At 37.4% G+C, this 24,789-nt stretch carries 21 protein-coding genes; 5 read left to right on the top strand and 16 right to left on the bottom strand.

Translation table 11 applies throughout. The annotated features are described in order from the left end of the window. The first annotated feature begins 80 nt into the window (after nucleotides 1–80). A complete protein-coding gene (gene brnQ, locus QNH43_RS09790; protein WP_283917667.1) occupies nucleotides 81–1,445 on the top strand; it encodes a branched-chain amino acid transport system II carrier protein in 1,365 nt (454 codons plus the stop codon). Nucleotides 1,446–2,086: 641 nt separating this feature from the next. On the opposite strand, the gene QNH43_RS09785 is transcribed toward brnQ, so the two are convergent. The 3 genes from QNH43_RS09785 to QNH43_RS09775 form a co-directional block, all read right to left on the bottom strand. Beyond that, nucleotides 2,087–2,977, bottom strand: coding sequence for a DUF4240 domain-containing protein (locus QNH43_RS09785; protein ID WP_283917666.1), 891 nt, complete (start codon nucleotides 2,975–2,977; stop codon nucleotides 2,087–2,089). A 630-nt stretch (nucleotides 2,978–3,607) separates the two neighbouring features. After that, on the bottom strand, nucleotides 3,608–5,020 hold the full coding sequence (locus tag QNH43_RS09780) for a DHA2 family efflux MFS transporter permease subunit (RefSeq protein ID WP_283917665.1): 1,413 nt from the start codon (nucleotides 5,018–5,020) through the stop codon (nucleotides 3,608–3,610). Nucleotides 5,021–5,727: 707 nt separating this feature from the next. Further along, nucleotides 5,728–6,492, bottom strand: coding sequence for a hypothetical protein (locus tag QNH43_RS09775; protein WP_076368744.1), 765 nt, complete (start codon nucleotides 6,490–6,492; stop codon nucleotides 5,728–5,730). A 778-nt stretch (nucleotides 6,493–7,270) separates the two neighbouring features. Between QNH43_RS09775 and QNH43_RS09770 the strand changes: the two genes are divergently transcribed. Further along, nucleotides 7,271–7,957 (top strand): ArsR/SmtB family transcription factor, encoded by a 687-nt coding sequence (locus QNH43_RS09770; protein ID WP_283917664.1) that lies wholly within the window; start codon nucleotides 7,271–7,273, stop codon nucleotides 7,955–7,957. Between the two features lie 319 nt (nucleotides 7,958–8,276). On the opposite strand, the gene QNH43_RS09765 is transcribed toward QNH43_RS09770, so the two are convergent. The 4 genes from QNH43_RS09765 to QNH43_RS09750 form a co-directional block, all read right to left on the bottom strand. Next, nucleotides 8,277–9,161, bottom strand: a complete 885-nt coding sequence (locus QNH43_RS09765; RefSeq protein ID WP_283917663.1) for a DMT family transporter — start codon at nucleotides 9,159–9,161, stop codon at nucleotides 8,277–8,279. Between the two features lie 237 nt (nucleotides 9,162–9,398). Beyond that, entirely contained in the window at nucleotides 9,399–9,785 is a 387-nt protein-coding gene (gene gloA2 / locus QNH43_RS09760; protein ID WP_283917662.1) for an SMU1112c/YaeR family gloxylase I-like metalloprotein, read from the bottom strand. A gap of 552 nt (nucleotides 9,786–10,337) precedes the next feature. Next, complete coding sequence (locus QNH43_RS09755) at nucleotides 10,338–10,817, bottom strand: MFS transporter (RefSeq protein WP_283917661.1); 480 nt, start codon at nucleotides 10,815–10,817, stop codon at nucleotides 10,338–10,340. Nucleotides 10,818–10,852: 35 nt separating this feature from the next. Continuing rightward, complete coding sequence (locus tag QNH43_RS09750; RefSeq protein ID WP_283917660.1) at nucleotides 10,853–10,975, bottom strand: hypothetical protein; 123 nt, start codon at nucleotides 10,973–10,975, stop codon at nucleotides 10,853–10,855. Nucleotides 10,976–12,243: 1,268 nt separating this feature from the next. On the opposite strand from QNH43_RS09750, the gene QNH43_RS09745 reads away from it, so the two are divergent. After that, on the top strand, nucleotides 12,244–12,714 hold the full coding sequence (locus QNH43_RS09745) for a DinB family protein (protein ID WP_283917659.1): 471 nt from the start codon (nucleotides 12,244–12,246) through the stop codon (nucleotides 12,712–12,714). Between the two features lie 378 nt (nucleotides 12,715–13,092). Here the strand turns inward: QNH43_RS09745 and QNH43_RS09740 are convergent, their stop codons facing one another. The 3 genes from QNH43_RS09740 to QNH43_RS09730 form a co-directional block, all read right to left on the bottom strand. Next, nucleotides 13,093–14,292 (bottom strand): C40 family peptidase, encoded by a 1,200-nt coding sequence (locus QNH43_RS09740; RefSeq protein ID WP_283917658.1) that lies wholly within the window; start codon nucleotides 14,290–14,292, stop codon nucleotides 13,093–13,095. A 440-nt stretch (nucleotides 14,293–14,732) separates the two neighbouring features. Next, the gene (locus QNH43_RS09735) at nucleotides 14,733–15,476 is read right to left on the bottom strand and encodes an SDR family NAD(P)-dependent oxidoreductase (protein ID WP_283917657.1); all 744 of its coding nucleotides are present in this window, start codon (nucleotides 15,474–15,476) and stop codon (nucleotides 14,733–14,735) included. A gap of 51 nt (nucleotides 15,477–15,527) precedes the next feature. After that, nucleotides 15,528–16,280, bottom strand: coding sequence for an SDR family NAD(P)-dependent oxidoreductase (locus QNH43_RS09730; RefSeq protein WP_283917656.1), 753 nt, complete (start codon nucleotides 16,278–16,280; stop codon nucleotides 15,528–15,530). 277 nt (nucleotides 16,281–16,557) lie between these two features. Here QNH43_RS09730 and QNH43_RS09725 point away from each other — a divergent pair, with 277 nt between their 5' ends. After that, complete coding sequence (locus tag QNH43_RS09725) at nucleotides 16,558–17,697, top strand: LuxR C-terminal-related transcriptional regulator (protein WP_283917655.1); 1,140 nt, start codon at nucleotides 16,558–16,560, stop codon at nucleotides 17,695–17,697. A gap of 151 nt (nucleotides 17,698–17,848) precedes the next feature. Here QNH43_RS09725 and QNH43_RS09720 read toward each other — a convergent pair whose 3' ends face one another. The 5 genes from QNH43_RS09720 to QNH43_RS09700 all read right to left on the bottom strand — a co-directional run bounded on the left by QNH43_RS09720 (nucleotide 17,849) and on the right by QNH43_RS09700 (nucleotide 23,087). Further along, entirely contained in the window at nucleotides 17,849–18,982 is a 1,134-nt protein-coding gene (locus QNH43_RS09720) for a Ger(x)C family spore germination protein (RefSeq protein WP_283918328.1), read from the bottom strand. Between the two features lie 5 nt (nucleotides 18,983–18,987). Further along, a complete protein-coding gene (locus QNH43_RS09715) occupies nucleotides 18,988–20,496 on the bottom strand; it encodes a spore germination protein (protein WP_283917654.1) in 1,509 nt (502 codons plus the stop codon). Next, nucleotides 20,468–21,571 (bottom strand): endospore germination permease, encoded by a 1,104-nt coding sequence (locus QNH43_RS09710; protein WP_283917653.1) that lies wholly within the window; start codon nucleotides 21,569–21,571, stop codon nucleotides 20,468–20,470. The genes QNH43_RS09715 and QNH43_RS09710 overlap by 29 nt, the downstream gene beginning before the upstream one ends. A gap of 216 nt (nucleotides 21,572–21,787) precedes the next feature. After that, nucleotides 21,788–22,000, bottom strand: a complete 213-nt coding sequence (locus QNH43_RS09705; RefSeq protein ID WP_283917652.1) for a BCCT family transporter — start codon at nucleotides 21,998–22,000, stop codon at nucleotides 21,788–21,790. Nucleotides 22,001–22,337: 337 nt separating this feature from the next. Continuing rightward, on the bottom strand, nucleotides 22,338–23,087 hold the full coding sequence (locus QNH43_RS09700; RefSeq protein ID WP_283917651.1) for a TerC family protein: 750 nt from the start codon (nucleotides 23,085–23,087) through the stop codon (nucleotides 22,338–22,340). Nucleotides 23,088–23,506: 419 nt separating this feature from the next. On the opposite strand from QNH43_RS09700, the gene QNH43_RS09695 reads away from it, so the two are divergent. Beyond that, nucleotides 23,507–23,686, top strand: a complete 180-nt coding sequence (locus QNH43_RS09695; protein ID WP_076368724.1) for an H-type small acid-soluble spore protein — start codon at nucleotides 23,507–23,509, stop codon at nucleotides 23,684–23,686. Nucleotides 23,687–23,954: 268 nt separating this feature from the next. Here the strand turns inward: QNH43_RS09695 and QNH43_RS09690 are convergent, their stop codons facing one another. Further along, nucleotides 23,955–24,725: a GH25 family lysozyme gene (locus QNH43_RS09690; RefSeq protein ID WP_283917650.1), complete on the bottom strand. Its 771-nt coding sequence runs from the start codon at nucleotides 24,723–24,725 to the stop codon at nucleotides 23,955–23,957. Between the last annotated feature and the right edge of the window lie 64 nt (nucleotides 24,726–24,789).

The following is a 24,789-nucleotide window of genomic DNA, read 5'->3' as shown; positions in this document are numbered from 1 at the left end:
GTATTTAGTTTGTGATTAATTTTTTGAAAATTATTTCTTTTTGAAAAAGTAAAATTTAGTTCTTTCATGGAGGTTTTAATTTGGCTACTAAAGTACCATTTTCATTTATATTAGTTATTGGTTTAATGTTATTTGCTCTATTTTTTGGGGCAGGAAATTTAATTTTTCCACCAAAGCTTGGTCAATCAGCAGGAATAAATATCTGGTCAGCAAATGCAGGGTTTTTAATAACAGGAGTTGGCTTACCGTTACTTGGTGTGTTAGCACTTGGTTTTTCGGGAAAAGATGATTTACAGTCGTTAGCAAGTCGGGTACATCCTGTATTTGGTATTGTATTCACAATCGTTCTTTATTTAGCCATTGGTCCTTTATTTGCTTTGCCTAGATCAGGAAACGTTTCTTTTGAAATCGGTGTAAAACCTTTTTTGTCCGAAAATTCAGGCCCTTTACCTTTACTTATTTTTACCATCATCTTTTTTAGCATTACGTGCCTTTTTTCGATCAATCCCGCGAAAGTTGTCGGAATTGTAGGGAAAATATTAACGCCAATCAAGTTAACGTTCATTGGAATCCTAGTAGTAGTTGCTTTTAATCATCCAATCGGAGATTTTCAAGCACCTGTTAAGGATTATACAGTTCAACCATTTTTTAATGGGTTTAGAGAAGGTTATTTAACAATGGATACGCTTGCATCTTTTGTTTTTGGCATCATCATCATTAATGCCATAAAAGAAAAAGGTGCTAAAACAAAAAAACAAATTATGGTTGTTTGTGGAAAAGCAACTGGAATTGCTGCCTTTATCCTGGCAACCATGTATTCAGCTCTTTCTTATATGGGTGCTTCAAGTGTAGAAAAACTTGGGTACCTAGAAAATGGAGGGACTATCTTAGCAAAAGTCTCGAATTATTATTTTGGAGCTTATGGTGGGCTATTATTAGGATTAATGATTACAGTAGCTTGTTTAACGACAAGCGTAGGACTTGTTACATCTTGTTCTTCATTCTTTCATAAACTATTTCCAAAGGTACCTTACAAAACAATTGCTATTAGTTTATCTATTTTTAGTGCAATAGTTGCCAATATTGGACTAACACAGTTAATTGCTGTTTCTATTCCTCTCTTAACAGCTATTTATCCATTAGCCATTGTATTAATTTTCTTGACATTCTTTCATTCTTTATTTAAAGGGAAAGCTGAAGTGTATCAAGGAAGCTTACTTTTAACATTTATCATTAGTTTATTTGACGGATTAAATCGAGCTGGTATACGCTTTTCATCCATTAATAATTTTTTTAATGAAATTCTTCCTCTGTACGATGTCGGACTAGGGTGGATTATTCCAGCAATTGTTGGAGGATTTATAGGGTTTAGCAGTAGCATAATACGAGTGAAATTCGGTCTTAATCATCCAACTAGAAAAGTAAAAAGAAAAAAAATTTCTTAAAAAAGGTCAACCAGTTTTTTTACTGGTTGACCTTTTAATCGAACGGCACCTGTTAGTTCTATAAGGGGTAGCGTTAGGAAAATGCAGATTTACAACGTTAAGGAAATTTCGATATTAAAAAGCCCAATTTCTCAGCATTAAAATTGAGAAATTGGGCCTTTTTCTTTATTCCACTAAACTGCCCCGATAGTTGCATAGAAAATGGATCTGTGTCCAGCCTCATATAGAAGTAAAGCACCCGTTAGCCATCCATGAAGCGCAAAAATCAGCGCTTCACCACAGAGAATGAAAATGGTTCAGAACGGTCAATACTGATTCTACGGCTGGGAGAGGAAGGTCGATGAACTATGGTGCCTTTGAGCCCATCCGTTAGTCTGACTCCGACGACCACGGTGTACCACCGACTGTCGCGCCTTTAATGGGTAGCACTCATGGGAGATTAATCCTTTTTTGGTCGTCGCGCTAGCCTTCACTTAATTTGCAATGATTGGAGGTTTTTGTTTAACGATTTACCAAACTCAATCAGATCACTCATAAGGCTCAGCCTTTTTTTAAAAAGCGTTTTTACTGGGTCTATTTTGTTGTGTTTTTTTCTGGATTTTGAGCTTTTTTAATTTTCATGGGAGTTGAAGATTGCAAAGTTATTTCCAACCTACAACATTTGAGAAAGTCTCATAATCACATCCAGTGATATACTGAAACTCTTTTCCTGTAAGCCTTTCATATGCTTCAGTTGCTATGGAAAGCAATGGTTCGAATGTATTCTCCTTAGGCATAAGTACAGGGTATTCTAAAACCGCATTGAAAAAGCCTTCTCCTTTAGCAATTACTTCACATCGAAGGTATAAAAACACATCAGGTGAGAAGTAATCATCCTTGTTTTTACTGTATGAATATTCGCCTATGTTTTTTGCGTGTTCCTTTGTGTCTAATAAATAAAGTTTGTAGGACATCGCTTCTTCAAACTGCTTAATATTCCTTACTCCCATTTTCTCAAGCTCTCTAACAGCCACTTCTATAACTTCATCCTCATCATTAACTGACTCCCAATCTAGAAGAGAAATTATGTACCAAAAGGATTCATCTGTCATCATCTTTCTTGGTTTCTGCGGTTTATCCATTAGTTGTTCGATCTTTCGCTCTTCCTCCTCTAGTATTTCTTTCTCAAAGTTATCTCTGTCATTGATCCAACGCCACTCATAAAGGGCTTCCATACCTGTTGTTTCATCCCAGGTGCCACCATAATTACTTTGTCTCATTTTTTTAGTCCCTTGAATGTTCCCAATGTAAATAAAAGTTCCAGGAATTTTACCATCAAACCAACAAATTGCAGGGGCGTTTTCAAAATAAAAACGGTTTTGCAGAAGAGTTTTACTTAAAACATTATTTTCAATCATCGGGATAGTCTCCCCTATATATGGGGTGGTAGCAAGAAGATAAGAGTTTCGATCCCCTTCCCATCCTTCTTGATTATCCACTAATTTTATGGGAACATCACGATGCTTCCCATTCGTCAATTCCTCATGATACAAGACTGCTTCCGCCTGGCCAAATTTCACACGATATTGGAGACGTGGGTATTCGATCAAACGATATTTTTATAATGGAGTGGATGTCTATCAGATTATGAAGAGAGCAGCTTTCCACTTCAGAGATATATTTGGAGAAAGTTTTTGAAAAAGAACGCCATGCGATTCATTTGTGGTTTGGGGAGTATATAGATAGAGAAGGTCTTCATATTCAGAGGGTTCTTTGCTGGTTTTGAACTCTATTGAATGGCGCGCTCTTAAAAGATCCAGTTTCGAAAATGGTTTAAAGAATATGGATTTGAAAAATAGTCCAGATTTAATAAAAGATATTTTTACACCTACATTTAATTCATGTATGTTTACTTCTTTTAATAAATAAAGAAAATGATAAAAGAGGGGGAACAAATCATCTGGATGACTTGTTCCCCCTCTTTTATATCCCTAAGTTACTTCATTTATCCGTTAACATACATTCAAAATGTAACCCTGGGAATAAGCGGGTAATTGCGGGAAAATCATATTAAAGTGAGGAGCCTGGCGGCTAAAAAAAGGATTTTTAGTTTAAAAAGAATCACAAGTAGATGAATCTATATTGTGATTCTTTTCAAGCTTTTAAAAAAATCATTCAAATCTTTAATTCTTCTCTCCGAACTCTTTTCGTGCTGATTTTTGGTCCTTTATTTTAAAAGAAATGAGGAAGCTGATTAACGAAAGTACAGCGATGACAATAAATGAGATTTGCGCGCCATACATATCAGGATGGACTATCTCGGGACGCTGCTGAGCATTTTCGGTAGCTGATGTCATTACAGTAACAAGTATTGCAGTACCTACAGATGCGGCAATCATTTTCATCGTATTATCCATTGCTGCACCATGGGCGATTAACCGTTTTGGAAGCTGGTTTAAGGCGGCCGTTGAAACAGGCATCATAACCATGGCTAACCCGAACATCCGAATACTGTACATGACCATAATAAATGTAAAACTTGTCGAAGGACCAACATCCATAAAAGTGAAGGAGGAAGCGGTTATGAGAAGTAATCCGCCAATAACCAGCCATCTGGCCCCAATCCGGTCAAAAATACGTCCAATGAACGGGGACATTAATCCGGTAATAAGTGCTCCAGGGAGTATCGCCAATCCCGCTTCAAACGCAGTAAATCCTCGCATGTTTTGCATAAATAGCGGGATGAGCGTTTCGGCACCTATCAGACCCATAAAGGTAATGGCTCCAATAATAATGGCAATCGGGAATAATGAATACGTGAACACACGGAACTCCAGCATTGGATGCTTCAATCGCAATTGCCTTTTGATAAACCAAACAAGTGAAATTGTGCCAATGCCTAGGGATATGACGGTACTCTCGTCTGTCCAGCCATAATTACCTGCAGCTGTAAATCCATACAATAATCCACCGAAACCTACGGAAGATAAAACAATCGAAAGCACATCCACTTTTGGCCGTGTAACTTCTGTTACATTTTTTAAAGCGAAGAACGCAACTATGATATCAATAATGGCAATTGGAAGAATGATAAAGAATAACACCCTCCATGAGTAGGTCTCCGTAACCCAGCCCGACAAAGCTGGCCCAATAGCCGGCGCGAAGGAAATGACCAGACCGACCAGTCCCATGGCTGCTCCCCGTTTATGAACAGGGAAAATCATTAGGAAGACTGTTTGCATTAACGGGAGCATAATTCCGGCTCCGCTCGACTGAATCATCCTTCCTAGCAGCAGCATTCCAAAATTAGGAGCTAGCCCCGCTACCAATGTACCAATAGCAAAGATCCCCATGGCTGAAAGGAAAAGCTGTCTGGTGGTAAAGCGCTCCAATAAAAACGCGCTCACAGGGATCATGATCCCATTGACCAGCATAAAAACGGTTGTTAGCCACTGTGCACTATTTGCCGTAATATTCATTTCCTCCATTACAGGAGGAATCGCGGTAATCATTAATGTTTGATTCAAGATCGCAATAAATGTACCCGCAAGCAAAAGGGCAACAATTGTTGTCTGTTTACTATTTGTTGAACTCAATTATGGTCCCCCTTTACGATTAGGAAAAAACATCCTTTTGTAGATTACACGAATTTACATCAGATATCCAGTTATTTGCTGTTTAAAATTAAAGCAAATAAGTCGGCATAAAATCATTACTTTCCCTACAAATAAAAGGGGATTTCCTTTGAAGAACGCGTTGCGTATTGGCTTAGTCACAGGGTTGCTGTTGAGCCAAATACGGACCCTATAAGAGCAGATCAAATAGCCGCAGTAGACATCAAAACATTTTTATCAAATGATCGACTTTTTATTGCATAAAAACTTAACTGGCTTATAACCACTAATCACCATTGCAATTACATTGTCGAAATTTGCTTAACGTATGTTTTCCGCGTTTTGACTTTAAACCATTTATGGATCTTTTAAGAGAGCGCCATTCAATAGAGTCCAAAATTCAACAAAAAACCTCTCTGAAACTGACCACTATCTGCTATTGATATTTATAAAAAACTATGAATAAGGCGGAAAAACATATGTAGATAATGGTTCTTTTGCTGAACAAATTATCTTCTGGATCGGGCATATTTATAAACCCAACAGACAAAACCAATACTAGTGAATATAAACGAGTCATTAACCCCCTTGTGGATGCTAAATCTTAGAATTCCCGGTTAATTTAACTCTTCTATTTAAAAAGTTCAATATTTTCTCTTTTTCACTCCTGCAAATAAAAAACACCCAATTTAATGGATGCTTGGATTTCTTTTCTTTCGTAATCTTATTTCAAATTTATCACTGAAAAATTCATTTGCATTAAATATAGTACTAATGTCTGAAATATCACCTACGTTCACGATTAAAGCTTCATCAACTTCTTGATCTGTGAGGACTATGCGATATTCATATTGATTTTCAAAATATTTATCTTTCCAAAAATAAATATCAGTTCCTTGATTTTTATAAGAGCTCATCCTAGCGGAGGAATTGATGTTATAATCATCATATTTTACCAAGCCCCCTCTGTAAGCATAACCTTTTTCATTGAGCGTTCTAGTAATTCTGTCAATAAATTGCGATGGAGTAACAAAAATCAAGCTATCTCCGAACTCCCTGATCATTTTATCGATTTGTTCATTAGGTAAATCAAATTTGGTATAGAAATACTTTTCATCTTCCTTAACCACTTTTAACATATCGCCGACAATTGCAAACATACAATATAATGGTCTTTTTTCATTTATATTTTTTCTGAAATTCATTTTTTTAGTTCGCCCCGACATGATTAATTCATGGGTATCTTGAGTAAAGAAATTCATTGTTAATTCCGTAAAAACATGTGCCGCTTCAAATTTGTCCCCTACACCTTTTTCCCCTGAAGCACTTTCCATATCAATATACTTTTTGAAATTATTCATATATAAATCTCCGGACAAGAAACTTTCCACAAAAGGTGTGAACTTTATAAATCCAAAAACTTGACCTTTAAATCCAACGTCTGATATTTTCATACTCTTCATTCCCTCCTATTTGACTACTAAATTCGACAAAAAGGGACTATTCACCGGTATTTATTCCAAGACTATTAAGGAACATTTCCTGTTAGTGAGCTTGTAAAAATGTATGCCTAGTTCACAAAGAATATACTTCATTAAAAAACGCTTATCCAAAGGATAGACAGTCTTTCTTCTGTTTAACTTCCACAAGCATATTCGTTATGATTTACTGTTGTCTTAACAAATTGCGAAGGTCTAAAAGCTCTGAATTCCTCTAATTTTTGAGGTTCACCTTTGTAATACAGCACTCAACTGGTTCGCATCGATTGTGTATGTTTTCGCCTTCCACAAACTGGAATTGTTTACCTGATGAGAAATGATCGGATTTGATAAGATATATAGAATCCCTTTTTTCTCCAGAGAATTTAATGCCCTGTAAATTCTAAAATGACCATATCCAGCCTTAAAGAATTTTCAGAGCTTCAGCCATTAGTTCGGCGGTTTCTTTATCAGGTCATGTACCTGTTAAGTCCTGTACTTATTTATAGAAAGCTTTATAAGATATTAAAAAGGAAGTACAAGCAAGAAATAAGAAATAATTAACGCAAAATAACCGTTTCCGCTTTTTAATATATATTTAAAGCGGGAATCGTGAATATACAAAATATCACCAGGGCAGCGGTACTGTATAATAGAAAAATAAGTTTACATACTTTTAATGCTATTTACTTTGCGTTCAGCTTATTCAAACTAAAACTCAACTAAAATACCGGTAGAAAGGTTGGTAACTATTTTGAGTATAAATCCAAATATGGTGGAGGTAGCCTCCCTTCTTGGGGAAAAGTCACGTGCAACAATTCTTGCAAGTTTACTGGATGGGCGTTTTCATACGGCAGGTGAATTGGCATTGATGGCTGTAATAACACCACAAACCGCCAGCTTTCACCTTTCTAAATTAATGGAAGGTAACCTTGTTAAAGTTGAAAAGCACGGACGACATCGTTACTATCAGCTAGCAAATGGAGAAATTGCGCAGATTTTAGAATCGTTTCTGGCCATTTCCCCACCTCCTGAAGTTCGGTCTTTAAAACAATCAAGCCAAGCCAAATTGCTTAAGGGAGCAAGGACTTGCTATGATCATTTGGCAGGAAAACTAGGAGTCCAAATAACTGAATCGATGTTGAAAGCCGGATATTTGAAAAAAGAAGAGAGCGAGTTTACAGTCACATCCAAAGGAGATCATTTTTTTTCTGAATTCGGCATCGATTTACTTGATTTAAGGAAAAAACGCCGTTCATTTTCGCACTCATGTTTAGACTGGAGTGAACGTCACCATCATCTTGGCGGTGCTTTAGGAAATGGGCTCCTTACACATTTTTTTGATTTAGGCTGGATAGTCCGTGTTCCATCTATTCGCGCAGTAAAAGTAACGTCTAAAGGGAAAGAAGGATTTAAGGAAGTTTTTTGCATAGAGGTATAATTTAATAATCCCTCGTGAAAAAGTAAGGCTGTTTTCGCATACTTTGTTGCTATTTACCAAGTAAAGCGGTGTGGTTGATTTCCCCTCCAGATGCTCGCTTTCCGCGGGGCGGGCGGTGAGCATCCTCGGCGTAAACGCCTGTGGGGTCTCACCTGTCCCGCTGCTCCCGCAGGAGTCTCGCACTTCCGCTCCAATCAACCTTAAATCGTTTCGTTTTAAAAACAACAATCTTTACGAAAAGAGCCAAAAGTAAAGAGGCTCTTTTCTTTTTCATGAGGGATTTTCTGTCCTTAGCAGCTTAGGACGATCCATGCAATTACTATAAAGCTCTTTTAACAAATTTATTTTCCTTTTGGAAATTGCTATTAACAAGATAGATGCCCATGATAATAAACAGTCCGCCGATAAGGAGTGAAGTGTATATCGGTTCACCTAATAGTGCCCACCCTGATAATACTCCGAAGAAAGGTGCCAAAAATAAAAAGGCACTTGTTTTTCCTGGATCACTCTTTTGTAAAAGGTAATACCAAACAGCGAATTGCACGATTGATGACATGATACTTAACCATAATAAAATGGACAACGAATGACCATTCATTATGAAAAAAGGTTTTTCAAGAATAAAGCTGCCAAGTAAAAGCAGTAAACCGCCAAAAAGCATCTGATAAGCAGATAATACCCATGTATCGGAAATCGCTCCCCATTTTTTTGCCAAAATGGTGGAAATGGCCCAGAAAACAGCAGAAAGAATGCCGAAAAGAATGCCAACCTTAAATTCAAGTTGAGCCCCCATCGTTATAATTACTCCAACTAATCCTAATGAAACTCCAATCCATTGATATAGTTTATAACGTGTTTGTGAAAAGATGGTACCGAATACAACAACAAGCAACGGGTTCGTGAATGTAAGAATTGAGGATTCACTTGCCGTAATAGTGCGTAAACTCAGGAAAATGCACCCCATTACTCCGGCTGTTTGAAAAGTGCCGATAATAAGAATTTTAATCCAATCCCCTCTAGAGTTTGGATGCGGTCTTTTTAAAAAGATTACGATCATCGCCATTATGAATCCGGCAAGTGTGAAGCGTAATGCTGCCAATAATAATGGGGATGAATAAGGCAGACCCATTTTAACCACTGCAAAAGAAGAACCCATTAAAAAAGTCGTTAAAAGTATCAACAGTGTAAATTTGTAAACATTCATTTTTTTATCTCCTGACATATTTAAATGACCGATCTACAGATATTATAGCTGTTGATCATTTCAGCTCTCATCGAAATATGGAATACAAGTGGAGATAATTCAATAGTATCGGCCTATCAATGGGAATCATCATATCCATCTGTTGAAATCAAATTAAAAAAAGAGTTTACCTCAATTGTTGAAGTTTTATCCCTTCTATTAAACTTCATGCCTTAAAGCCCTCTTTGCCTGTAATCCCTACTTTTCATATATTTCAAGAGGCAAATCATCCGGATCGCAAAAAAAGGTAAACCTTTTTCCTGTTAACTCATCAACACGGATAGGTTCGACTGAAATGTTTTCTTTTTCTAAATCCTCAATCGCTTGATTAATATCTTCCACTTCAAAAGCGAGATGTCTAAGCCCTCTAGCTTCAGGATAACTAAGACGATGGGGGCTATCAGGAAATGAGAATAATTCCAGCTGATATTCCCCTCCGACCATTAGATCCAATTTATATGATTTCCTTTCAGACCGATAAGTTTCCTTCTTGATATCGCACCCTAAAATATTGACATAGAAGTTTTTGGATTTTTCATAATCGGAACAAATTATTGCTGCATGATGTATTTTATTTACCTTCATTTGCTTCCTCCCTAAAAGATGTTGGTTAGTTTTAAAATCTAATTTTACCAAAGTTATACATTAATAAAAACTTAGATTTCAGTGCTTCCTTAGGACTTTACTCACGATACTGGTACATGCATTTCCCTTTTTCCGGAAATAGGTCTTAACACTCCACGATTTAGATTAATTGCAGCACATTATTGCTAAAGTCGTATAAAAAAATAAGGCTCTTTTCGTAAAGATTGTTGTTTTTAAAACGAAACGATTTAAGGTTGATTGGAGTGCAAGTGCGAGACTCCTGCGGGAGCAGCGGGACAGGTGAGACCCCACAGGTGTTTACGCCGAGGAGGCTCACCGCCCGCCCCGCGGAAAGCGAGCATCTGGAGGGGAAATCAACCACACCGCTTCACTTGGTAAATAGCAATAAATTATGCAAAAGCGGCCAAAAATAAAAAGCCTTGTTTACTGAAATTCAGTAACATCAGGCTTACAAGGAGACTTATTCCACTCTCTATATACGCGTTTGTTTTAACTAACAAACTTTTATAATTAGTAATAAAATGAAGTATTTCATTTTATGTGAACTCCACTATTGACCTGCATTTTTTCAGTCATGAAATTTTCCTTTCCCGATTTCAAGGTCATAAAAGCGATAAAACAAACGACTCCGAATGAAACCAATAACCAAACTGCTCCATTAAATGAACCACCGAAAGCGTCTATGACTAAACCAATCGTCAAAGGAGCGATGAAGCTAGCCACTTGCATCCCTAAATTGACCACACCCAATGCCGTACCTCCTATTGCTTCCGGTAAATACTTCAGCGGCAGACTAAAAATAATAGTGGATAAGACTGCGGAAAATATAGGTATAATGGTTTGATAGATGATAACTCCCGTAACCGTTTCTGCATGAAACATGAGATAAACGAATAATGCCAGACCTAAGCCACTAAAGCCCCCTATCCATTTTTCCCGACGAACTTTCACTTTATCCAGTACATAACCGGCGTTAATATAGAATGCCACCGACGCTATTGCCGGGATCATCTTTTTGGGTTCACTTCATTCGGGTATGCTTTTCTTTACCAGTTATCCGTTTTATCTAATAATTGATCAATATCAAATGCATCGAGATGAAATGGAATTGACTCTTCAGCAAGTTCTTCAGTTGCTAAAAGCAATTGATCAATATCTATTATATTCAAAAACAATTAGCCTCCCTTTTAATACCTTTACCCTCAAACATTACTTCTAATAGTTGATTCTTTTGAGGGTATCATAACTACATTCGACATTTATTTAAGGGGTAGTTCACAGGAATTGACAACACTCTTTGTCTCCAGAACTAGCCAAAAAAGTAGATTTGTTCAAAGGACGAACAATTTACCAAGCTAAAGATTTAATAGCCTTGTATGGTGGTTAAGCCAAAAAGCAGGCGTTCTTCACCAAAGTTATATAGCTGTCAATCTTTAACTGAGTCTTGATAAGTCTAAAGGATTTCAATGGATGTACTTATATCGAGGACTCTATTCAGGAGGAAGTACCATTGATTTTTGCTAAAACTATACGGCGGGCACATTCGGGAATTTCACCCAATAGCGAGCGTGAACAACCTCTCACTGGCTGCCGATTCAAGAGAAAAAGGGAAATACGTGGTTCGGTACAAACTCTTAAGTCTCATCCAACCGACACAGCGACAGTTACTCATTAAATCCAATATAAAATTGATCTTTGTGCAAAAGCCGATCATATGCATACCATGCACCGAGCCAGCGTCCATGTGTATTATTCGCTGCTTTCGGAATGTATCAAACAGAGTGTCTTACATCTCCAGTTCCAGCCCCTTCATAAGTGGCAAATCGAAATTCCTCACATTCATATCCTTTAGGCTTACTTAGTTTGGAACACACTGCATCTTTCGCCTTTCTATTGGCGTTATACTGCACTAAATCATATTTAGAATACATTCGGGTAAGGGGTGGCCTCCCTTATATTCCAGGAATCATCAAACTTTCTGGGAACGTTAGAGCGCCCTTATGATAAAATTCCAGAATTTTGAAGAAATGAATAGCTCCCTATTGGTAAATATTCATACACCACAATAAATTTCTAATAATTCCCATTATACCGAAAATGAAGATGTATAATTTTACAATTGTATAACAAATATAAATTAGTATTTAAAGAGGATATATTGAATTTTCAGTTAATTACAAAAAAACTTATGGGACTTTTTTATTTTTGTAAGAATGCTAATAAAATGGAAGGGTGCAATTGGATTTATTATTTTTATTGAGCCTTAAATAAAATAACTCACCCGTAAGTTCTATAAGTAAAGCGATTCTTGATCGCTCCCTATTGTGGAAAAAGAACCGGTTGACATAGAACTAATTTCAGGAAGTTTCAACCATATTCTTTTCCGTTTTTTACTGGTATAATATGGATGTTTTTGTTAATGAGAGGAGAGAAAAAGATGAATCAACTTGTATTTAAGCAATTTGAGATGACAAGAGAATACTTCATCAAGAATGTAGAATCCATTGCTAAGGAACAAACCGATAAGCAGCCAGAAGGTTTTAATAACACAATTCATTGGCATACTGGTCACGTTTTGACAATTACAGAACAAACGATGTTTGGTTTCCCGCATGTAACAACACATCTTCCCACGAATTATATAGAATTGTTTGGGAATGGCACAAAACCAGCTGATTGGACAGGGAATATACCTGCTATGGATGAGCTGGTTGTACAGTTGAAAGATCAATTAACTCGTTTAAAGCAAATTCCTCCTGAACAGCTAGATCGAGATTTGGATACACCATTCCTAGGTTGTAAGACTGTTATAGAACTTGCAGGTTTAACATTAATGCATGAAGCGACTCATATGGGGCAAATTCAGGCAATGAAGCGTATGATTGAACATGTAAGTCTTAAAAACTAATTTAACAAAGTGTTATATTAAGATGAAAAAACCAGTCTAATAAAGCTGGTTTTTTCTTTTGATATATTTTTTTACATCATCAGTCTCCATAACATTCTCTATTTTCATTTACTCCACAAACTATTGAACACCCTTATACCCATTTTTATTGAGCTATTCTGCCCCGTAATTATTATTTCAATTAACCTGTCATAAAGTGAAAACTTTTAAAAACGCTCTCACCATAAACGTTCGTTAATGGTGCCTCCTTCTTCAACTAAAGGAGAAGATCAAACACAAATCCCGTATTCAATAAGTATACGGGATTTTGTTTAAGGTGAACCTTAAGTGAATAATATGACTAGAAAATTCAAATAGTCTAACTCTCTCGTGGCTATCTTAGTCCATATTGACTTGGACTTGCCCAAAACTTTCGAACTTCTGAGTAAAATAACTTGAAGTAAGATCAGATATATGAACTCCAGTATTCCTTGTTGTATGAATAAAGCGACCATCCCCTAGATAAATACCGACGTGGGTTATCTCATGACTTAAGTCTGTATCTCTGAAAAATACTAAGTCCCCTGCCTTTGGATCGCTGAGTTTCGGCAGCGAGGAATAGTAGTCCGCTGCCGAACCACGTTTAAGGGAAATGCCCTGCTCCTTCATGGCCCAATAGATAAAACCACTGCAATCCATTCCAATCATCGGATCATATTCTCCGAAAACATAGGTAAATCCACGTAGAGTATAGGCATACTTTATGACATCATAAGCTTTATCATAGGAAGCCACTTGATTTGTATAAAATGGATACAAGGGATTGCTGTATATTTGAAGATACTGTCCCTGCATCAAGCCATCAGTTGGTAATGCGTTACGCTTTTTGATTGTATCCACCGATACACCGTAATTATCCGAGATACTTTTAAGTGTTTCATTATTTTGAACGACATGCTCTCCTTTTGGTGTATACGTTTTATACTCGACTTGGTATTGTGCAAAATATTTTTCTGTGGTAGATCTCACCTGAACCGTCTCTGCTCCGTATCCAGAATTAATGAACTGATTTCCCCCCAGATAGATCCCAGCGGTCACGGCTTTTGAACTTCCCTTTTCCAGAAAAAATATAATATCTCCAGCCTTAGGCGTATTTGTATCCATTCCTTGCTTATAATAGCCTTCAACTGACAAACGGTCGATAGGCACCTTTTGTCGGGAAAGTACCCAATGAATCAATCCGCTAGAATCAAACCCTTTGATAGGTGTCTCTTCTCCAGCCGTTTTTTTAAATCCTGTAAAAGATTTCGCATAATTCCCAATTTGTTTCCCTCTCTCTGACCACTGATAGTTCGAAGGAGTATAAGCAGTCTGAATGGTTAACTTCTGGCCAATATATAACTTACCATCCGGTAAACCATTCATATTCATTAATTGCTCTGTCGATATATCATAGATCGCTGCAATCGATTCTACCGTTTCTTGAGAGGATACAGTATGCACTCGATCTGCCGCTTCAACTTTTAAGCCAGATAAAAAAGAAAAACTAACCATGCCTAGTAATAAAAGCAACATACTACGTAATATTCTTTTCGCCATTTAACCCTTCCTTTATCAACAGATTTTGTTCCTTCCTAATGAAATTATGTAATAAAATATCAACTTTACAACTTTAACATAAAAATACTATTAATTGGATTTACTTCCATTTTTATTATTGAACTAAATATAATTTATATAAAAAGGAAGGAAATGGTGTATATACTTACTGGGAGATACCCGGACGTATATAAAAGTTATAGAGAGCTATTAAGCGATCTAGATTGTAATCGAATTATCCGTTTGGCCTTATTTATCGCCGCACACTAAAAAAAAGTCTAAAAGTATCCTCAATAGACATAAAATTACATGCAAAAAAAAAAGCCCTCCAGTATGGTTGGTGTATACGGACACCAATCATCATACGGAAGAAGCTCTATATTCCATGTAAATATCGCAAAAACGAATTTGACTATTTGAAAGAACCAGACGTGCCCTTATTATACCGCCGTATAACCGCCGTCTACAATAAGGCTTGTGCCTGTAACAAATGATGCATCGTCACTTGCAAGGAAGAGAACAGCTTTCGCCACTTCTTCCGCTCTGCCTAAACGGCCGATTGGATGTAAATCGATCAAACCTTGCCTGATCTCACCTTGTGCTTGGGCAATAAGTGGTGTATCAATATATCCTGGGCAGACTGCGTTGACACGAATGCCATCTCTGGCATAAGTCGAACCTAACGTTTGTGTTAATAGTTTGACCCCGCCTTTCGCAGCAGAATAGGCTGTTACCCCCGGTTTCCCTGCATGGCTATGGATGGAACCTGTATTGACAATGGCGCCGCCTGTAGATTGTTTTTGCATTTGCTCTATCGCATATTTATCGGATAGGAAGACACCGGATAAATTAATATCAATTGTTTTTTGCCATTGCTCATAGCTTAACTCATGGATGTTTCCGTCTCTTGCAATCCCTGCGTTTGCAAACATGATATCCAGTTTTCCATATTTGTTAACTGTCTCTTCAATCATATTCTTTACGTCATTTTCATTTGTCACGTCCGTTTTAACAAAAAGAGTATCATACCCTTTTCCATTTAACTCTTCTGACACAGCTTGTCCATGATCAGCAAAATCGGCAATGACCACCTTTGCTCCTTCTTCTGCAAATAATTGAGCCGTACTTGCTCCAATCCCGCTTGCTCCCCCAGTAACGATCGCCACTTTATTTTCCAATCTCATATTTAAACACTCCTTAGTTTTTTCGTTTTCAATATCCGTTACAAAGAAATTTTAGCGAGCAGTCGCTCCGCCATCTATTACAAATTCAGTACCCGTAGTATAGGAAGATTCGTCCGAGGCAATGAAAAGCACTGTATTCGCAACATTTTTGACGCTGCCCAGATGTCCCAACGGGAATTCTTTACCCAATTCATCTTTTGAACTGCCCGTTTGTTCAGATGCATAGTCCGCCATCCCGGTATCGATATATCCTGGATGAATCGAGTTAACTCGGACCCCTTTTGAAGCATACTCGATAGCAGCATCTTTAGTCATTGTCCGCACCGCTCCCTTGCTTGCACCGTATAAAACATGACCAGGTGCGCCAATCAAGCCTGCTATGGAAGAAGCGTTTATGACTGAACCTTTATTTTGTTTCGCCATCAGTGGCATAATATGCTTCATTCCCAAAAATACGCCGGTCACGTTAATCGACATGAGACGATTCCACTCCTCCAGTTCAATCTCTGCAACCGGTTTTATGATATAAATACCCGCATTGTTGAACAGAACATCCACCTTATTAAAGGTATCGATCGTTTCCTTTGCAACCTTTTTCCAATCTTCTTCATTGCTTACATCATGATGAATGACTAGGGCCTCTCCGCCGATGGCCTGAATGTCTTTCACAGCTTGATCACCGGATTGTTGGTTTATGTCAGTGATGACGATTTTTGCTCCTTCCCTGGCAAATAGCAAAGCTGTTTCTTTCCCGATTCCTGTACCCCCGCCAGTGATGATTGCCACTTTGTTTTCAAGTCTCATGATTTCATCAGATCTCCTTTACTTATTTACCTGATACTGGAATCCTCATCCTTAGAGGTTCTCACTGGACAAGTATTCCTATACAAGTAAATGAAGCTGACTTTAACAATTGCCCATCCATATAAATGGGATGCCGCTAAAAAGAAAGCTTCATTGTCTGTCTATGCCTTTATTTTACTCCTCGCATTTTGAAATACTATCCTATAATATGCTGTATAATAATAGGGTAAGTATCCCCCTTATATAGGGGTATTTCGTTTAAGGAGAAGAGACCTGTATGACCCAGCCCTCCCATGCTTTTGAAGAGATATCGTTTCAGCAATTCATATTATTCATCAAAAGCCATAACAAACAAATTGAAGAAAATATCAATATTTATTTGAATCTAGAGCCCCTTATATTAGAAAATGAACGTAAGGTGATACAAACATTACTCGAATCATTTCTACTATTATTATCTACCCCAATAATCGAAGACATAAATGAAACATACGATAAGCATCTGGAAACTTGGCTTCAATCACATTTACCCATTTTAAATGTGAACCATTTCAGCATGTTCCGATTAATCTTTGAAAAGTCCATCGTTACCTTAATGGCCAACCTGAAACATGCCCATACCTTTTCCATTCTAATGTTCTTATTATCCATTTTCACTCATCTCATCCATAGCTATAACAAATGGATGGATGTCGAACCAATGCAACTTTCAAAAACCCACGAAGAAAATGCTGAACTTAAAAGGCTGCAACTATTAGACCAGTTAGATGAGCTTCTAATTAACTCATCAGGAATTAAGGATTTTGCTCATATCCTAAAAAAATGTGAAGAGTTCTTTCACTATAAAAGATGTGTTTTTTATGCTTATATTCCTTGGTCCAATCAATTTTATGGCACCATTGGATTGGAGCTGCCCAAGGTTCAAAGCATGAGAGGGCAACTCAGTTTGAAGCAATCCTTTGTTTTCAATTCAAAAAAGCCTGTATTCTTAAAGGATCCCAATCATTATATTAAAAAGGAACATATAGCCTTGTTTAATCTTTCATCTGTCATATTTGTGCCGATCGTTCATGACCAGCAAGTTTTTGGCTGGCTGACCTTTGATCAATTAGGAGAGGAATTCGATTATTCAAAAGATGAACTAACTTTACTTGAACGGGTCGGAAAACGTTTAGGCTTATATTTATCAAGAAAGGATGATGAGGTTTCCATTGATACAGATCTACAATTGACGGAACGGGAATCCATGGTTTTAAATTTGCTGGCGGAGGGGTGTAACAATAAAAAGATGGCCGAATTATTGCAATTAAGCGAGCATACTATAAGGGATTATATAAGCAGTTTAATGACAAAGTTTAAAGCCAAGAACCGTACACAAGTCGTAGTCTATGGATTTCGTTTTGGTCTATTAAAGTAAAATCTGATTTCCTTTAATCGTTATGTAGGTCAAAATAAATCCTTACATAGTTAGTTGTCGGATCTATCATTTACAGTAGCTGCCATATCATAATCATTGGACTTTGAAGAAAGATTCTGTCATGGCAGCCTGCGATCCACTTCCAAAAGTGTCAATTCATGTACTCATATTTATAATCGCCTGTTATTTTAATAGCAATATCCACCTGAATATTACGGATGGATTCTTCATTAAGGCTAAAACCCTCTTTAGAAAATTTTTTCCATTTTTTCAAATCCTTTCTGTAGATAACTCCTTCTAAATTATAGATGTCTATATTTTTTTCAAGAGCATATTTGTAGGTATCCCTAATTTCTTTCTCTAATGCCCTCTGTATTTTTTCTTTAAGGCGGGGTAAGGAGATGTTTTCTTCCATATCCATTACGGCACCTTCTACTTCAATTGAAATATCGAATTCTACTTCATCATTTACATAGATAGGCTTTATATTGAATTTTGGCCTCATTAGCGATATTTGAACATTTTTGTTTTTGTTGATACTTATTCCAATTGGGGACCTTACCGTTGATTTTGTTAACCATCTCATACCCCCAAGATGTTTATTTGCAATCTCCCCCATCAGTTGATTATTTTTAATAAAATAGGCCCCTGTTAGTTTAACGGTGTTCTGTGATTTTCCTTTTGCTTTCCACACCTCATTTTTTAACGAAATCTTCGGTAGTTTTATTGTCATTCCCGTTTCATAATTTTGCGTATAAAATCTTTGGATCCTGATGGGTTCGACAAAGGATCTTAATTTATAAATATCCTTCGGATTGAAAATGCTTGTTTGCACTGAAGAGCCGAATAAACTATTGACAAAGAGGATCTTTTCTAAGGAATCATCGGTTCCATATAACCAAGTTGTTTCCCTGATTTGCTGAAATCTTAAAATGGGATCGTTTACGTTGACCAATCCATGTTTTAGTAAGCTTTCAGAGAAAATGATCAATTTAACATGAGCCCAATAAATATACTGGTTTGACCTTTTATAAATATCATTCATGGCCTCGTTCATTGTATCCCCTCGCCCTTTGGCTACCCAAACAGTTGTTGGTTTTGGTTCCAGGCCTTCTTGTTTAGCCACACCGGCAAAAGACGTCACCTGTACATAAATGACATACTGACCATTCTGATAATCTATTCCCATTGCACTTATATATTGAATATCTTGAATATCCTTGGTATCCCAGCAGCCACTTAAAAGAGCAAGGCTCAATACAAATAGTATAATTCTAAGGATCATTTTCATTAGCGATTTCCTTTTGTATTGTCCTTGGTTTTCAGCGTTTCGGCTCGTTTCTTCCTAAAGAGATATGGCTTCACAAAGACACCGCCCCCTAGATCTTTCAAGGATAATGGTGAGATAGGCGCTAAGTAGGGTAAACCATAAACCTGCAGCCTTGATAAATAAAGGACAATGGAGAAAACACCGAGAAAAAATCCGAATAAACCTAAAACAGAAGAGAGAAATAATACAAAAAACCTGGCCATGCTTACGATTCCACCTAATGATTGATTGATTAATGTATAGGTGGCTACCGCAGTAGTACCTGCCACCACCAACATCGTCGGTGATGTAATCCCGCCTCTAATTGCCGCATCGCCAATGATTAATCCACCCACAACAGCCAGTGATTGACCGATTGCTTTTGGGAGTGTGACTCCTGCCTCCCGAAACAGCTCAAATAAACCCAAAATCAAGAAAGCCTCTTGTTGAGGTGATATAGGCAATCCAAACCTAGATACGGTTATTGTCGCCAGAAATGAGAAGGGGAGCTGGTCTAATTGAAATGATACTAGTGCTATATAAAAACCTGGAAGAAATATGGATACCAGCAGTCCGATAATGCGAAAGAAATATTCGAAATTTGTATAGTAAGAAGGAGTATGACGATCTTCCGCGGCTTTTAACAAGAGTGTAATATTACCTGGCCCAATTAAGGCAGTTGGTGACCCATCCACTAAAATGACAAAGCGTCCATTATTTAAACTGGCTACAGCATAATCCGGCCTCCCTGTATAATCAAAAAACGGGATCAGTTTGAACTTACTGTCTGATAAAAATTCTTCAAGTTCAGCAGTTCCCAACAAGATATCTGTGTTTATTGAGGAGATTTTCCTTTTTACTTTTTCAATGGTTTCTGGATTTACAACATCTCTCACATATAATAAATTGATTTTTGTCTTGCTCCTATCCCCAATGGTATATGCTTGATTTTCGAGTGATGCAGTTTTATATCTTTTTCTGATCAACCCTAAATTAACAGAGATATCTTCGATAAATCCATCACGTGGACCTCGGATGGAAGTTTCACTACTTGTTTCCTCGGGACTTCGATTCGGGATGCTTGGTAGGGAAAACATAAATAATAATTCCAATTCTTCAAATAGCATCAGGACCATCCCGGAAAATACGTTTTCCTCCACACCTTCTTTTAAAGTGTAGGAAGGGAAAACCCTACTGACCTTAAATTCGTCTTGCGGATCCTCAATAACCTCTTCTTCCGTCAGTTTAGAATTTATCAATACACTACCTTCAAGCCGTGCTACTGATTCCCACAGCTTTTTGACATCTACCAACACCTCTGAATAAATCAAAGTGCATATAAGGGGCGGATCTGTTTTCGCTTCAGATGTAATGGTATGCTTTTTGAATTTTACATCCGAGCTCATTCCGAATAATTCATTGAAATACTCCGTCTTTAGCTGGATCTCCGAAGAACTCCCCTTATTTTCCTTGTTCAATAGAGGCTCCATTCTTTTTCACCCTTTCTTTCAAAAAAATGACCATGATAATGAAAAAGGTTATAAACAAAATGCTGATCACACTCAATTTAAAATAATATCGTTCCGTAAAATTCCTGTATGTTGGAATGTCGATTGGTATACAAAGTGCAATGATCAAGGAGACTGATATAGCAAGCAATACAATATTTTTTATTTTCCTTGATTTAATTTGAAACAGTTCCCCCATTAGGAATATCGATAAAGATACACGGATAAATGCACCTGAAAGCCATTGGTATATTGATAAAAAATCCAGCCGGTTCAAATACTTACCCATGGTTAGTAAACGCCATTGAGCGTATGCAGGATTGCTGATTTTGGCAGCCTGTACCGGACCAAACTCCGTAATGGAGCCTATTATCGGTCCCATACTGATAAACAAAAGAAATAAACTTAAAAAAAGTAAACTCCTGAACTTTATTTCTGTCTTTACAAACTGTTGAACCAAAACGAGTAGAAATATCTCTGTAAAACCTCCGCCTAGTATTACGACCCCGTCCCAAACAGGTGCAATCCCATTTTCAAAAATAGGGAAAAGCAAGGAGTAATCCTTAAACTGTATATTTGCCGTCATTATCATAAATCCAAGTGCCACAACAAGAGGCAAAACCAATCCCCCGGCAATGGCTATTGTTTTGATTCCAGCCTCGGCAGCAATAAAACATAGGATGATGAAAGGTATAAATAATATATATTCTGGCGTTTGAATCATATAAGTACTGTTCACCCAGGAAAATGTGCTAAATAAAGTGACAAACAAGTTTAATAAAAGATAGAAGAAAAGAAGGATTTTTATGGACCAGGCAACGAGCGGGTGACTGTGTGTATGAAGCCAGCCAATGATATGCTGTTGCTTTGTTTTATTTATGATCCAATAAACCATGGGAAGCCATAATAGAAAAAGCATCCCGGTGACTAAAGTACTGATCCATGAATCTCTTCCGGATGCCCCAAGCAGAGAAGGCAAAACGATAACATGGTTCATCAACCCAATGGATAGTATCAGCACCATTGTCGCTTGAAAAGTAGATATACTTTTTATCATGTGACACATCCCCTCACTTTTAATATGAGGAGGCATTTTTGTTTTTATTCATACGGTGCATCATTTCATTAATGGACAGTTAGGCCATCTTGGCGCTGAATAATTTTGTGACATTTTTTGTTTACAAATCACGTCAAACAGGCACCAGCTGTTTTTTTAGCTGGTGCCTGTTTTTATTTATCCCATATACTGTATCCTCCGAGTTTGAATGATACTTTAAGATGTTAGCTTTGTAGGTTCTCCATTGATAGTTTTTTCTATACTGCCGCTTCCGGCCTGATCCTCTTTTATCCATTTAATGAGCGATATCGATGCCATCGCCATTATTAAGATGAGTGGAACGGAAGTAATGACCACTACTGATTGAAGAGCATGCAGTCCTCCACCGAACATCATTGAAAACGCTACAAGTTTGGATAAATAAATCATGGTTATTTATTTCATACATGTTTTACAAACAGGATTTGTTAAACATTAATAAAAGAGACCACATATCGTGGTCTCCTCAATTTGTAGGCAAAAGGCTTTTATCTAAAAGTTAATACTTGATTGGAACAGATATGCCAGATTCATGCCTAGAAAAGCGAGTCCATAGTAAACCCGCAGACGCAAAGGAGCCGAGGAGGCTCCCGGAACGCCGCGGAAAGGAAGTGCCTGGAGGCAAAAAAAGACCGAAATTGGAAGTCGGTCTTAAAATCCTATTTAAAAACATAGGTTTACAAAAATTAACCCTAAGGTATTTCCACTCTTTTTTATTCTGATAACATTAGTCATTTTGCCTATCATTTTTCACTGTTTTTCCAGATAAAACCCATCCGCCTATAGCAATAAGAAGCATGACTGACCAAAAGATGATATTCCAAATCGGTCCTTCAACAAAATCGTGCGGGATAATGTGCACGGCTGGATGCGCAAGGGTATGCATTAATAACTTAACCCCTACCCAGCCAACGATTAACATGGCTGCCGTTTCGAGGCTAGGTCGCTCCGTCAGTATCTTAACAAAGTATCCTGCTGCAAACCGGATGACAATTAAACCTGCAATTGCTCCTAATAAAATGACAATGAACTTTGCCCCATCCATACCTCCTATATCACCCATTGGTGTATCTGGCAAGGCAATGACAAGAGCGACTGCAGCTAAAATGGAATCGATAGCAAAAGCAATATCAGCCAATGCAATTTGCGCAACGGTCATGCGATAGCTTTTCCCTTTTCCCTCTTTCTCCCCGTGGTCCTTTTTTAGTAAATGCTTTAATGAGATGAAAATCAAATAGGCAGCACCAATTGCTTGAACTTGCCAAACATGGAAAAGGTACGAAATAATAAAGATTGCACCAATCCTAAATATAAAAGCTAAAAGCAACCCAATATTAATCGCTTTTTTTTGCTGTTCTTTTGGTAAATGCTTTGACATAATGGCTAAAACCAATGCATTATCGGCAGATAATAATCCTTCTAAAAAAATTAGAATAATTAACACCCAGCCATATTCCAATAATAACGATAATTCCATGATACCCCCCTTAAAACATGTATAGAATGCTTATGGACTTCAAACCAAACAACACTTTCTCCTCCAATATTGTCCCATCTTAACTACTTCCTTATTCAACCCTTCCGTCCCATGAACTCCATTTGAGTAGGAGGTACGAAGCACTCCCCTATTTGAAAGCAAGGCATCCGTTAGCTCTATAACATATTCTTTTTTGTTTAGACTTAGCCCATTGAGAAAAACTGACTCCAGTCTGCATTTTTTCAAAATTCATCACGTTAAGATCCATTTTACAATATTTTCAAGATTAAGAATAACACGGAAGGTTAAACATCATCTAGCCTTATATGAATTAGTTGCAACATTAATCCCTGAATAAACGAATAAAATTAAGCCTTTCCCCAAATAATAGGTAGACTAATCAGCAGGGAGGGATATATGTGGATGTTAAGCGTGTAAAACAGATACTTTCTTCTTCATCCGACATTGAGGTGAGATATAATGGCACCTCAGTATGGATTGATAATTTAAATGAAGATGGAAGAACGGCTACCGTACATTTAAGAGGACCATTAGAGGAAAGATCAGAAGTAGCAATTGACGAACTTAAAGAAATATAAGGAATATATTAAAAAATAAGCTCCTCTCGTAATGAGATGAGTCGAGTTTATCTACAGTATTTTAAGGGTTTGTACAATTTGAACGTTGATTTACTCTCCAGGCACTCGCTTTCCGCGGGCGGTCCGGGAGCCTCCTCGGCGCCTTTGCGCCTGCGGGGTCTCCCCTGAACGCGCTTTTCTAAGCAGGAGTCTCGGACCTTCCGTTCCAATCTACTCTGTTTTTTAATTATACAAACTGAGCTCCTCTCGTAATGAGAAGAGCCTTTATTTATTTCAACCTTAATTTTTGACCGATATAAATTTTGTCGGGGTCTTTAATTCCGTTAAGACTAACAAGGGATTTTACAGTTGTGTTATGGTTTTTTGCAATGAAGCTAAGTGTGTCGCCCTTTGTTACAGTATAAGTTGTCGTTGTTTCGGTTTTCAATGCAAGGGAGTTGTGCTTCCTAAAAGTATTTATTGTATTTGTAAAATCCCTATAGGCTATATTCAAATCCACCTTTGTACTGATGCCCCTTATTTTACCCGAATCAGAATGCTGCCAAATATCTGCGCTACGTCCCAACGTGCTGTTGTATCTGGCAATCCACAATGCGTAATTCGTCAACCTTGATTCATCCAAACTATTTTCGAGAAAGTATTTACCAGTATACAGCATGGCCGTATATCCAGCTTGTTCAATAGACTCTAAAAAAGCTAATGCTGCATCGGTCAGCGTTTTTTTCTTTGCCCTTTTTTTATTTTCCTCAAGATCAAGAACAACAGGGTAATTTAAAGCAAAAGAGCTGATTGAATCTAAAAAATAAGCTGCCTCAGCCTTTGCTTCTGCAACAGTTGCAAACTTTGCATAGTGATAGGCCCCGACTTTCAATCCAGCTGCCAATGCTTGTGGTGCATTTTCTTTGAAATAGGATAACTTAGAATAACTCGTTCCCTCTGTTGCTTTAATGAACACGAACTTCACGTCAGCCTTTGCAACTTCCCCCCAATTAATGGCACCTTGCCAATGTGAAACATCGATTCCCTTTATATATTCCATATTAATATCCTCCTTAAGGAAACAACCCTATGGCGGTAAATGTTTCATGAATTTAACTAAGCCC

This window comes from Peribacillus simplex (genome assembly GCF_030123325.1).
GTDB classification, from domain to species: domain Bacteria; phylum Bacillota; class Bacilli; order Bacillales; family DSM-1321; genus Peribacillus; species Peribacillus simplex_D.
The sequence above is the reverse complement of the archived record's forward strand: the minus strand, read 5'-3'. Positions and strand labels throughout refer to the sequence as shown.

Coding starts and splice junctions, on each gene's coding strand:
- QNH43_RS09775 (WP_076368744.1), bottom strand. CDS start 6,492: ATGAAAATATCAGACGTTGGATTTAAAGGTCAAGTTTTTGGATTTATA.
- QNH43_RS09765 (WP_283917663.1), bottom strand. CDS start 9,161: ATGAATGTTTACAAATTTACACTGTTGATACTTTTAACGACTTTTTTA.
- gloA2 (WP_283917662.1), bottom strand. CDS start 9,785: ATGAAGGTAAATAAAATACATCATGCAGCAATAATTTGTTCCGATTAT.
- QNH43_RS09755 (WP_283917661.1), bottom strand. CDS start 10,817: ATGATCCCGGCAATAGCGTCGGTGGCATTCTATATTAACGCCGGTTAT.
- QNH43_RS09745 (WP_283917659.1), top strand. CDS start 12,244: ATGAATCAACTTGTATTTAAGCAATTTGAGATGACAAGAGAATACTTC.
- QNH43_RS09740 (WP_283917658.1), bottom strand. CDS start 14,292: ATGGCGAAAAGAATATTACGTAGTATGTTGCTTTTATTACTAGGCATG.
- QNH43_RS09735 (WP_283917657.1), bottom strand. CDS start 15,476: ATGAGATTGGAAAATAAAGTGGCGATCGTTACTGGGGGAGCAAGCGGG.
- QNH43_RS09730 (WP_283917656.1), bottom strand. CDS start 16,280: ATGAGACTTGAAAACAAAGTGGCAATCATCACTGGCGGGGGTACAGGA.
- QNH43_RS09725 (WP_283917655.1), top strand. CDS start 16,558: ATGACCCAGCCCTCCCATGCTTTTGAAGAGATATCGTTTCAGCAATTC.
- QNH43_RS09720 (WP_283918328.1), bottom strand. CDS start 18,982: ATGATCCTTAGAATTATACTATTTGTATTGAGCCTTGCTCTTTTAAGT.
- QNH43_RS09715 (WP_283917654.1), bottom strand. CDS start 20,496: ATGGAGCCTCTATTGAACAAGGAAAATAAGGGGAGTTCTTCGGAGATC.
- QNH43_RS09710 (WP_283917653.1), bottom strand. CDS start 21,571: ATGATAAAAAGTATATCTACTTTTCAAGCGACAATGGTGCTGATACTA.
- QNH43_RS09705 (WP_283917652.1), bottom strand. CDS start 22,000: ATGATTTATTTATCCAAACTTGTAGCGTTTTCAATGATGTTCGGTGGA.
- QNH43_RS09700 (WP_283917651.1), bottom strand. CDS start 23,087: ATGGAATTATCGTTATTATTGGAATATGGCTGGGTGTTAATTATTCTA.
- QNH43_RS09690 (WP_283917650.1), bottom strand. CDS start 24,725: ATGGAATATATAAAGGGAATCGATGTTTCACATTGGCAAGGTGCCATT.